We start from the raw sequence: 10,390 nt of genomic DNA on the forward strand, positions 1-10,390 counted from the left end.
ACCGCCGCCGCGAACGGAGCGATCTTCGCCTCCGCCAGCGCACGGACCGACTCCCGGAGCATCTCGTGCTCCTCCGGCAGGCGATACAGATCGAAACCGGCGGATCCTGCCACGCTCATCCACTCCCACGCTTTGCTAACTACCGTTAAGTAACCCAAATGGTAGGGCGTGACCCGGCCTCGATCCAGGCCCCGACTATGCTCGGGCAGGCATTCCGCCCGACCTCGACTCCTCACTGGAGACCGCATGGCCCTGAAGATCACCGTGATCGGCACCGGCTACCTCGGCGCCACCCACGCCGCGGCCATGGCGGAGCTCGGCTTCGAGGTCCTCGGGCTCGACGTCGTACCCGAGAAGATCGAGATGCTGGCCGCCGGGCGCGTCCCGATGTACGAGCCGGGCCTCGAGGACCTGCTCGCACGGCACGTCGCCGGGATCGAGGGATCCAGCGGGCGGCTGCGCTTCACGACCTCCTGGGAGGAGGTCGGCGCCTTCGGCGACGTCCACTTCGTCTGCGTGAACACGCCGCAGAAGCACGGCGAGTACGCGTGCGACATGAGTTACGTCGACGCCGCCTTCACCTCGCTCGCGGGCGTCGTGCGGCAGGGCGCGCTCGTCGTCGGCAAGTCGACCGTGCCCGTCGGCTCCGCCCGGCGCCTCGCGGGGCTGCTGCCCGAGGGCGTCGAGCTCGCGTGGAACCCGGAGTTCCTGCGCGAGGGCTTCGCGGTGCAGGACACCCTGCATCCGGACCGGATCGTGGTCGGCCTGTCCGAGGGCGCGGGCGGCGAGCGGTCCGAGAAGGTGCTGCGCGAGGTGTACGCGGTGCCGGTCGCCGAGGGCTCGCCGTTCGTGGTGACCGACTACCCGACCGCCGAGCTGGTGAAGACCTCCGCCAACTCCTTCCTGGCCACGAAGATCTCCTTCATCAACGCGATGGCGGAGGTATGCGAGGCGGCCGGCGGCGACGTGGCCAAGCTCGCCGAGGCCATCGGGCACGACGAGCGGATCGGCAGCAAGTTCCTGCGGGCCGGCATCGGCTTCGGCGGCGGCTGCCTCCCGAAGGACATCCGGGCCTTCATGGCGCGCGCCGGTGAGCTGGGCGCCGACCAGGCCCTGACCTTCCTGCGCGAGATCGACTCCATCAACATGCGGCGCCGCGCGTCCATGGTGGAGATGGCCCGCGAGGCGCTGGGCGGCGGCTTCCTCGGCAAGCGGGTCGCCGTGCTCGGCGCGACGTTCAAGCCGGACTCGGACGACGTCCGCGACTCGCCCGCGCTGAACGTGGCCGGCCAGATCCACCTCCAGGGCGGCCAGGTCACCGTCTACGACCCGAAGGGCATGGACAACGCCCGCCGGCTCTTCCCGACGCTCGGCTACGCGCCCACCGCGCTCGACGCGGTGCGCGGCGCGGACGTGGTGCTGCACCTCACCGAGTGGCGCGAGTTCCGCGACGCGCTGGACCCGTCGGAGCTGGCCTCGGTGGTCTCCTCGCCCGTCATCCTCGACGGCCGCAACGCCCTCGACCCCCTGCGCTGGCGCGAGGCCGGCTGGTCCTACCGCGCGATGGGCCGCCCGCGCGCCTGACGCGACGCGGCCCCGCGCGGGCCGCGCGCCGGGTGGGCGCGGCCCGCGCGGGGCGTGCGTCAGGCCGCCTTCGGGCGGTACGCCCGGGCCCGGAACTCCGTCTCGCGCAGCGCGCGGGTGGCGTTGCCGTGGGCCAGGGCCACCAGGTCCTGGGCCTGCCAGTCACGGCGCAGCAGCTCCGCGAAGAGCGGGGCGTAGCCGACGGCCGGGGCCGTGGTGTGGGACAGGCCGCAGGACCGGGGGCCCGCGAGGGCCCGGAGGCGGTCCAGGCCGTCGGCCGTGGCGGACGCGTCGGGGGTGACCGGCACCATGCAGACGCCGCCCTTCCCGCCGAGCAGGCCCAGCACGTCGTCCGGCAGGGCGTCCGGTTCCGCGCGGGTGAGGAGCACCGGGGCCCGGCTCACCGCGAGGGCCTGGCGGACGGTGTCCGGGTCGGCGCCCGCGAGGTCCAGGACCAGGCCGAGCCGGTTCATCTCCCGTACCGCCTCGCGGGCGAAGCGGTCGTAGCGGGTGAGGCTGACCGCCCGTACGCCGAGCGCGTGGTACGCCCGGAGGGCGGCGAGCGAGCCGCCGACGGCCGCCCAGCTCACCGGGCCGAGCAGCACGGCGACCCGGCCGCAGTTGCGGGCGTGGGCCATCTCCGCGGTGGTGTGCGCGAGGCGCAGGTGCTCCGGGCAGGCCGCCACGAGGGCCCGGACCGCGTCGATCCTGCGCAGGGTGCCGAGCACGCCGTCGTCGGCGTCCACGCGCAGGGACCAGAACTGTGCTCCCGCCTCTGCCGCCCGTACCGGAGGAAGGTCCTCCGGGTCCGGATCCGGGTCGGTGACGTGAGGCGGATCCGTGTGCCCCTCGACGACCGGCTGCGCGGCGAGCAGCGCGCGCGCACGGGTCGACTCGTCGAGGGGCCGGGGATGTCCGGGGGGATCGGTGTCGCCCGCCGAGGCGGCACGGGCGAAGGTGAAGGTCGTGGTGGGATCGTCGAGCAGATCTGCCATGGGTGACTCACTCCGTACTACTAGGCAGTACGGCAACCGTGCCACCGCCCTTCGCCGCGGGCACGGCGGACTACGCCGTCCAGGCGACGCCCGGGAACGGCGAAGAGGGGCCCACCGGGTGGACCCCTCCGTGACGGCGCGTCAGCCTGCCGGTGCGGCCTAGGGCCTGTCCGACCCTGATCCGCCAAACAAGCCCTACGCGTTCAGGGTGTCGATCGTCGCGATCGACGCGCCCCGCAGGGTCTGCTGCTCGCGCGCCACCGCCTCCGCGTCGCGCAGCACCCGGACCGCGTTGGACCAGGTCAGCTTCGCCAGGTCGGCGTGCGACCAGCCGCGGGTGAGCAGCTCCGCGATCAGGTTCGGGTAGCCGGCGACGTCGTCCAGGCCGGCCGGTGTGAAGGCCGTGCCGTCGTAGTCGCCGCCGATGCCGATGTGGTCGATGCCGGCGACCTCGCGCATGTGGTCGAGGTGGTCGGCGACCGTGGCGGCGGTTGCGATCGGGCGCGGGTTGTCCGCCTCGAAGGCGCGGTGGATCGCCATCGCCTCCGGCGTGGTGGCGAGGTGGTGCATGCCGTGGGCGCGCATGTTCTCGTCGGCGCGGGCCGTCCACTCGACGGCCGCGGGCAGGATGAACTTCGGCACGAAGGTCGCCATCGCCACGCCGCCGTTGGCGGGCAGCCGCTCCAGGACGTCGTCCGGGATGTTGCGCGGGTGGTCGCAGACCGCGCGGGACGAGGAGTGCGAGAAGATCACCGGCGCGGCCGTGGCGTCCAGCGCGTCGCGCATGGTCGTCGCGGCGACGTGCGAGAGGTCGACCAGCATGCCGGTGCGGTTCATCTCGCGGACGACCTCGCGGCCGAAGGCGGTGAGCCCGCCGTGCCGCGGCTCGTCGGTGGCCGAGTCCGCCCAGTCGTTGTTCTCGTTGTGGGTGAGCGTCATGTACCGCACGCCCAGCGTGTGCAGGGCGCGCAGCGTGGCCAGCGAGTTGTTGATCGAGTGACCGCCCTCGGCGCCCTTGAGGGAGGCGATCCGGCCCTCCTCGCGGGCCTTCTCGATGTCGTCGGCGGTCAGCGCGGGCGCGAGGTCCGCCGCGTACCGCTCGATCAGCCGGTCGACGGCGTCGATCTGCTCCAGGGTGGCGCTGACCGCGTGGTCCCCGGCCAGCCGGCCCGGCACGTACACCGACCAGAACTGGGCGCCGACCCCGCCGGCGCGCAGCCGGGCGAGGTCGGTGTGCAGGGAGGCCGAGCGGTCGCCCGCGATGTCGAGCTTGTCCAGGTCGTAGCCGCACTGCTCGCGCAGCGCCCACGGCAGGTCGTTGTGGCCGTCGACGACGGGGGCGGAGGCGAGGAGTTCGCGCGCCTCCGCCAGTCGGCCGGCCGCCGCGGTCACTGGGCGAACCCGAAGGAGCCCGAGCCCTCGACCTTCTGCCGCAGTCGCCGGCCCTTCTCCGTGGCCTGGTCGTTGAGCTCCTGCTGGAACTCCTTCATCCGGCCGAGCAGTTCCGGGTCGTGCGCGGCGAGGATGCGGGCCGCGAGCAGGCCCGCGTTGCGGGCGCCGGCGACCGAGACGGTCGCGACCGGCACGCCGGCCGGCATCTGCACGATGGAGAGCAGCGAGTCCATGCCGTCGAGGTACTTCAGCGGCACCGGCACGCCGATCACCGGCAGCGGGGTGACGGAGGCGAGCATGCCCGGCAGGTGGGCGGCGCCGCCCGCGCCCGCGATGATCGCCTTCAGGCCGCGGTCGGCGGCGTCCTCGCCGTACGCGATCATCTCGCGCGGCATGCGGTGCGCGGAGAGGACGTTCACCTCGTAGGCGATCTCGAACTCGTCGAGGGCCTGGGCCGCGGCCTCCATGACGGTCCAGTCCGAGTCGGACCCCATCGCGATGCCGACGAGCGGGGTCGAAGCAGCCGGGTTACTCAACGATCGTTCCTCGCAGGTAGTCGGCGGCGTGACGGGCGCGCTCCAGCACGTCGTCCAGGTCGTCGCCGTAGGTGTTGACGTGGCCCACCTTGCGGCCGGGCTTCACGTCCTTGCCGTACATGTGGATCTTGAGCTGCGGGTCCCTGGCCATGCAGTGCAGGTACCCCTGGTACATGTCCGGGTAGTCGCCACCCAGAACATTGCACATCACGGTCCACCTCGCCCGCGGGCGGGGGTCTCCCAGCGGGAGGTCGAGCACGGCCCGGACGTGGTTGGCGAACTGCGAGGTGACCGCGCCGTCCTGGGTCCAGTGGCCGGAGTTGTGCGGGCGCATGGCGAGCTCGTTGACGAGGATCCGGCCGTCGCGGGTCTGGAACAGCTCGACGGCCAGGTGGCCGACGACGTCCAGCTCCTTCGCGATCCGCAGGGCCAGCTCCTGGGCCTGCCCGGCGAGCTCGTCGTCCAGGTCGGGCGCGGGCGCGATCACGGTGTCGCAGACCCCGTCGACCTGACGGGACTCGACCACCGGGTACGCGACGGCCTGGCCGTGCGGGGACCGGACGATGTTCGCGGCGAGCTCGCGCGCGAAGTCGACCTTCTCCTCGGCGAGCACCGCGACACCGGCCTTGAAGGCGTCCTCGGCGTCGGCCTCCGACCGGACGAACCAGACGCCCTTGCCGTCGTAGCCGCCGCGCACGGTCTTCAGGATGATCGGGAAGCCCCCGACCTCGGCGGCGAAGACCGCCGCGTCGGCCGGGTCCGCCACGATGCGGTGCCGCGGGCTGGGTACGCCGATCTCGTCGAGCCTGGCCCGCATCACCCCCTTGTCCTGGGCGTGCGCGAGGGCCGAACGGCCGGGCCGGACGACGACGCCGTCCGCCTCCAGGGCCGCCAGGTGCTCCGCGGGCACGTGCTCGTGATCGAAGGTGATCACGTCGCAGCCGCGCGCGAAGTCACGCAGCGTGGCCAGGTCGCGATAGTCGCCGATGACGACTTCGCTCACCACCTGGGCCGCCGAGTCCTGCGGGGTGTCACTGAGGAGCTTGAACTTGATGCCGAGCGGGATGCCAGCCTCGTGTGTCATACGAGCGAGCTGACCGCCGCCGACCATGCCGACTACCGGGAACGTCACCCTCTTAGGGTATCCGCACAATTTCCGGTGCCCCGTCCGGCTGTGTTTTGTCACAGTCGGGGTGGGGTCGCACACGGATCGCGCACATCCCGGGCGGTCGAGGGGGCGGCTGGTTAGCATGGCTGGGTTGACGCCGTCCGTGGCGTCGGCGGAACACATCCGGAACGGACGGGACAGAGCCATCACGATGAGCGAACCCGGCGCGCTGCGCATGCGAGTGGACCGGCTCGTCCGCGAGGTCGCCAAGTTCGGCGTGGTCGGCGGGCTGGGCGTCCTGGTGAATCTGGGCGTCTTCAACCTGGTGCGCCACGTCACCGAGCTTCCGGTGGTGCGGGCCAGCATCATCGCCACGGTCGTGGCGATCCTCTTCAACTACGTGGGGTTCCGCTACTTCACGTACCGTGACCGCGACAAGTCCGGCCGCACGAAGGAAATGGCGCTGTTCCTGCTGTTCAGCGTCGTCGGCATGGTCATCGAGAACGGCGTCCTGTACACGGCGACGTACGGCTTCGGCTGGGACACGCCGCTGCAGAGCAACTTCTTCAAGTTCTTCGGCATCGGCGTCGCGACCCTGTTCCGCTTCTGGTCCTACCGGACCTGGGTGTTCCGCGCACTGCCGGCGAAGGAGGCGGTGCAGGCCGCCGAATCGTTCCTGGAGCAGGCGCCCCGCCAGGCCGCCCGCAAGCAGCCCGACCGGGTCTGACGCACTCCTGTCACCGGACCGGGCGCTCCGGTTCCGGTTCCGTACGGCTCCTGACCTCGCGGCCCAGGAAGAGCGCGAACACCGGCGGCTGCTGCTGGAGCAGCTCCAGACGCCCGCCGTCCGCCTCCGCGAGGTCCCGGGCGACCGCCAGGCCGATGCCCGTGGAGCTGCGCCCGCTGACCGCCCGCTCGAAGATCCGCGCCCCGAGGTCCGCGGGCACGCCCGGGCCCTCGTCGGTGACCTCGATGACCGACTGGTTGCCGGTGACGCGGGTGCGCAGGGCGACGGTGCCGCCGCCGTGCATGAGCGAGTTCTCGATCAGTGCCGCCAGGACCTGGGCGACCGCGCCCGGGGTGCCGACGGCCCGCATGCCCTGCTTCCCCGAGCGGACGATGGCCCGGCCCGCGCTGCGGTAGGCGGGCCGCCACTCCTCCAGCTGCTGCTTGATGACCTCGTCGAGGTCGAAGGCGACGGCGGAGCCGCTCCGCGGGTCGCGCGAGTTGGTGAGCAGCCGCTCGACGACGTCGGTGAGCCGCTCGACCTGCGTGAGCGCGATCGTCGCCTCCTCCCTGACCGTGTCGAGGTCGTCGGCGACGGCGACCTCCTCCAGGCGCATGGAGAGCGCCGTCAGGGGCGTACGGAGCTGGTGGGAGGCGTCGGCGGCGAGCCGGCGCTCCGCGGTGAGCATCCGCGCGATCCGCTCCGCCGAGGCGTCGAGGACGTCCGCGACCCGGTCCAGCTCGGGCACTCCGTACCGCCGGTGCCGGGGACGCGGGTCGCCGGAGCCCAGCCGCTCGGCGGTCTCGGCGAGGTCGGTGAGCGGCGAGGCGAGCTTGTTCGCCTGCCGTACGGCGAGCAGCACGGCCGCCACGACGCAGAGCAGGGCCACCGCGGCGATGATCATCAGGGTGCGGCCGACCTCGTCGGTGACGACGGAACGGCTCTCCTCGACGACCACGGTCTCGCCGCGCTCGCCCTCGGCGAGGCCGCGGATGACGCTGCCGGTGGGGCGGGTGCCGATCTCGACGGGCGCGCGGCCGGGGACGCGGACCAGGGCGTAGCGCTTGGCGCCGCTCAGGTCGGCCAGGACGCCGGCGTCGACGGGCTCGCCGCCGATCAGCCGGCTGTCGACGATGGAGGCGATCCGCAGCGCCTCGGAGTCCACGCTCTCCTGGGCGCTGCTGGAGATCGTGCGGGTCTCGACGATCACCAGCGAGACGCCGAAGACGGCGATGACGACGAGCACCACGGCGAGCGTGGAGTTGATCAGACGGCGGCGCACGGAGGAGTCGGCCTAGCTCTTCTCGAAGCGGAAGCCGACGCCGCGGACGGTGGCGATGTAGCGCGGGTTCGCCGCGTCGTCGCCGAGCTTCTTGCGGAGCCAGGAGATGTGCATGTCGAGGGTCTTGGTGGAGGACCACCACGTGGTGTCCCAGACCTCGCGCATCAGCTGGTCACGGGTGACCACCCGGCCGGCGTCGCGGACCAGGACCCGCAGGAGGTCGAACTCCTTCGCGGTGAGCTGGAGCTCCTCGTCGCCCATCCAGGCCCGGTGCGACTCGACGTCGATCCGCACGCCGTGGGTGGCGGGGGCGGCGGCGGGCTCGGTGGCGCCGCGCCGCAGCAGGGCCCGGACCCGGGCGAGCAGCTCGGCGAGGCGGAAGGGCTTGGTGACGTAGTCGTCGGCGCCGGCGTCGAGGCCGACGACCGTGTCCACCTCGTCGGCGCGGGCGGTGAGCACCAGGATCGGCACCGTGTGGCCGTCGGCGCGCAGCCGGCGGGCGACCTCGAGGCCGTCCATGCCGGGCAGGCCCAGGTCGAGCACGACCAGGTCGACGCCGCCCTGGAGTCCGGCGTCGAGCGCGGTCGGTCCGTCCTCGCGGACCTCGACCTCGTATCCCTCCCGCCGCAGCGCGCGGGCCAGCGGTTCCGAGATGGATGCGTCGTCCTCGGCGAGCAGTACACGGGTCATGAGGTGATGGTAGTCCGCACGGACACGGCGCCGGGGCGGGATCCGGCGGCGCCGGGGGCGGGGGACGCGAGCCTGCGTCGGCCCCTTTGGATCTTGGCCCGTAATTTGCTCATGACCTTGGAATGACGGAAGTTGGTTCCGTCAGAGCCTGTGATCCATCTCTCAAGTCCTTCCATATCCGGCACTGTCGTGTCGTATGGTGTCGAGAGTTCTGTAGCGGTAAACGGGGACCTTTGACCGTGTTCGACACGTCAAGGGTCTCTTTTCTGCACGAGGCCGCCATCGGCAGTCTTGAGGACAGTGAACGACCTGTGGGCCGGGTCCCGCGCGAAGATGCGCCGGGGCGTGGATCCCGGAAGGGTGCGACCGCACCCCGCCGGTGCCGGCCTCCCCCACCGGGCGCATCCCGCTCACGAAGCGCGCGTCCCGACAGAGCAAGGATCGACATGGCGTCCAGCCTGACGACGGCTTCTCCCGGAACCCCGGGTTCCGAGAAGACGTTCTTCGGCCACCCTCGGGGCCTGGCCACTCTCTTCATGACCGAGATGTGGGAGCGCTTCTCCTGGTACGGAATGCGCGGCATCCTCGTCCTCTACCTGGTCGCGGGTGTGCTCGACGGTCCTCTCGAAGGACGTGAGGCGCTGGCCGCCTCCATCTACGGCGTCTACAACGCGGTGGTCTACATGGCCGCCATGCCCGGCGGCTGGGTCGCCGACCGCCTGTGGGGCGCCCGCAAGGCCGTCCTCGTCGGCGGCATCGTCATCGCCCTGGGTCACTACACCCTCGCGATCCCCTCGGACACGGCGTTCTTCGTGGGCCTCGCGCTCATCGCCGCCGGTACGGGTCTGCTGAAGCCGAACATCTCGGCCATGGTCGGCGGCCTGTACGAGGGCCAGCCGAGCGCCCGCCGCGACGCCGGCTTCACGCTCTTCTACATGTCGATCAACATCGGCGGCATGGCCGCCCCGCTGGTCGTCGGCTACCTCGGCGAGAACGTCAACTGGCACCTCGGCTTCGCCGTCGCCGGTATCGGCATGACCCTCGCCGTCGTCCAGTACGTCCTGGGCTCGCGTCACCTCGGTGACGTCGGCAAGGAGCCGGGCACCCCGGCCACCCCCGAGGAGAAGCGCAGCGCGCTCCGCAAGGTCCTCCTCTGGGGCGGAGTCGCCGTCGCCGCCCTGCTGGCCGACATCGCGCTCGGCACGTACGACATCGAGCACATCGTGAACGTGCTCGCGATCCTCGGCATCATCGTGCCGGTCGTCTACTTCGTCGCCATGTACCGCAACCCGGCGCTGAAGACCGAGGACAAGCCGAAGATCAAGGCGTTCGTGTGGTTCTTCGCCACCGCCGTGCTGTTCTGGATGATCTACGACCAGTCCGGCTCGCTGCTCACGCTGTTCGCCGACAACAAGACGGACCGCATGATCCTGGGCTGGGAGTTCCCGGCGTCCTGGTACCAGTCCGTCAACCCGGCGATGGTCATCGTGCTGGCGCCGCTCTTCGCCGCGCTGTGGGTCCGGCTCGCCAAGCGCAACCGTGAGCCCAGCGCCCCGATGAAGTTCGCCCTCGCGATGCTCCTCATCGGCGGATCGTTCGCCATCATGGGTCTCGCGGGTGCCGCCGCGGCCAACAGCGAGACCGGCAAGGTCACCGTCTTCTGGCTGCTGAGCGTCTACCTCGTCCAGACCCTCGGCGAGATGTGCCTCTCGCCGGTCGGCCTGTCGCTGTCGACGAAGCTGGCTCCGAAGCAGTTCGTCGGCCAGATCATGGGTCTGTGGTTCCTCGCCACCGCGACGGGCAACGCCCTCAACGGCTGGACCACCAAGCTCAACGAGCCGCTGGGCGACGCGCTGTACTACTCGCTCTGGGCCGTGGTGGCCATCGCCGCGGGCCTGGCCTTCATGACCGCGGGCAAGAAGATCCGCGCTCTCATGGGCGACGTGCGCTGACGTCCTGACGGACTCCCTGTGCGAAGGGCCTGGGGCCGGAACCCCCCCCCGCGGCCGGGCCAGGACCCCCTCCTCCGCCCGGCCCGTTTTCCCCGCGTCCCGGTCTCCGCATGTCCTGGGTCTT

Annotated in this window: 9 protein-coding genes; 3 read left to right on the top strand and 6 right to left on the bottom strand. The window is 71.6% G+C overall.

The annotated features are described in order from the left end of the window. Positions 1-246 precede the first annotated feature (246 nt). Positions 247-1,584 carry a UDP-glucose dehydrogenase family protein gene (locus tag ACFWJO_RS11580; protein WP_386864521.1) on the top strand — a complete coding sequence of 446 codons (1,338 nt, stop codon included), beginning with the start codon at positions 247-249 and terminating at the stop codon, positions 1,582-1,584. Positions 1,585-1,643: 59 nt separating this feature from the next. On the opposite strand, the gene ACFWJO_RS11585 is transcribed toward ACFWJO_RS11580, so the two are convergent. The 4 genes from ACFWJO_RS11585 to ACFWJO_RS11600 all read right to left on the bottom strand — a co-directional run bounded on the left by ACFWJO_RS11585 (position 1,644) and on the right by ACFWJO_RS11600 (position 5,639). Then, positions 1,644-2,579 (bottom strand): membrane dipeptidase, encoded by a 936-nt coding sequence (locus ACFWJO_RS11585; RefSeq protein WP_386864522.1) that lies wholly within the window; start codon positions 2,577-2,579, stop codon positions 1,644-1,646. Positions 2,580-2,774: 195 nt separating this feature from the next. Then, entirely contained in the window at positions 2,775-3,971 is a 1,197-nt protein-coding gene (locus ACFWJO_RS11590; RefSeq protein ID WP_386864523.1) for a dipeptidase, read from the bottom strand. Continuing rightward, positions 3,968-4,465, bottom strand: coding sequence for a 5-(carboxyamino)imidazole ribonucleotide mutase (purE, locus tag ACFWJO_RS11595; RefSeq protein ID WP_386864654.1), 498 nt, complete (start codon positions 4,463-4,465; stop codon positions 3,968-3,970). Before purE ends, ACFWJO_RS11590 begins: the two co-directional genes overlap by 4 nt. A gap of 34 nt (positions 4,466-4,499) precedes the next feature. Beyond that, the gene (locus tag ACFWJO_RS11600) at positions 4,500-5,639 is read right to left on the bottom strand and encodes a 5-(carboxyamino)imidazole ribonucleotide synthase (RefSeq protein WP_386864524.1); all 1,140 of its coding nucleotides are present in this window, start codon (positions 5,637-5,639) and stop codon (positions 4,500-4,502) included. 187 nt (positions 5,640-5,826) lie between these two features. Between ACFWJO_RS11600 and ACFWJO_RS11605 the strand changes: the two genes are divergently transcribed. After that, on the top strand, positions 5,827-6,342 hold the full coding sequence (locus tag ACFWJO_RS11605; RefSeq protein ID WP_386864525.1) for a GtrA family protein: 516 nt from the start codon (positions 5,827-5,829) through the stop codon (positions 6,340-6,342). A gap of 10 nt (positions 6,343-6,352) precedes the next feature. Here ACFWJO_RS11605 and ACFWJO_RS11610 read toward each other — a convergent pair whose 3' ends face one another. Next, positions 6,353-7,624: an ATP-binding protein gene (locus ACFWJO_RS11610; RefSeq protein ID WP_386864526.1), complete on the bottom strand. Its 1,272-nt coding sequence runs from the start codon at positions 7,622-7,624 to the stop codon at positions 6,353-6,355. Between the two features lie 12 nt (positions 7,625-7,636). Further along, on the bottom strand, positions 7,637-8,314 hold the full coding sequence (locus tag ACFWJO_RS11615; RefSeq protein WP_351577187.1) for a response regulator transcription factor: 678 nt from the start codon (positions 8,312-8,314) through the stop codon (positions 7,637-7,639). 446 nt (positions 8,315-8,760) lie between these two features. Between ACFWJO_RS11615 and ACFWJO_RS11620 the strand changes: the two genes are divergently transcribed. After that, on the top strand, positions 8,761-10,266 hold the full coding sequence (locus tag ACFWJO_RS11620; protein WP_386864527.1) for a peptide MFS transporter: 1,506 nt from the start codon (positions 8,761-8,763) through the stop codon (positions 10,264-10,266). Positions 10,267-10,390: the final 124 nt, after the last annotated feature.

Source organism: Streptomyces sp. NPDC127092, from assembly GCF_042722475.1.
GTDB lineage: Bacteria > Actinomycetota > Actinomycetes > Streptomycetales > Streptomycetaceae > Streptomyces.

What these genes read in the sequence shown, in the direction of transcription:
- ACFWJO_RS11585 (WP_386864522.1), bottom strand. Translation starts at nt 2,579, where the DNA reads ATGGCAGATCTGCTCGACGATCCCACCACGACCTTCACCTTCGCCCGT.
- ACFWJO_RS11620 (WP_386864527.1), top strand. Translation starts at nt 8,761, where the DNA reads ATGGCGTCCAGCCTGACGACGGCTTCTCCCGGAACCCCGGGTTCCGAG.
- ACFWJO_RS11615 (WP_351577187.1), bottom strand. Translation starts at nt 8,314, where the DNA reads ATGACCCGTGTACTGCTCGCCGAGGACGACGCATCCATCTCGGAACCG.
- ACFWJO_RS11605 (WP_386864525.1), top strand. Translation starts at nt 5,827, where the DNA reads ATGAGCGAACCCGGCGCGCTGCGCATGCGAGTGGACCGGCTCGTCCGC.
- purE (WP_386864654.1), bottom strand. Translation starts at nt 4,465, where the DNA reads ATGGGGTCCGACTCGGACTGGACCGTCATGGAGGCCGCGGCCCAGGCC.
- ACFWJO_RS11580 (WP_386864521.1), top strand. Translation starts at nt 247, where the DNA reads ATGGCCCTGAAGATCACCGTGATCGGCACCGGCTACCTCGGCGCCACC.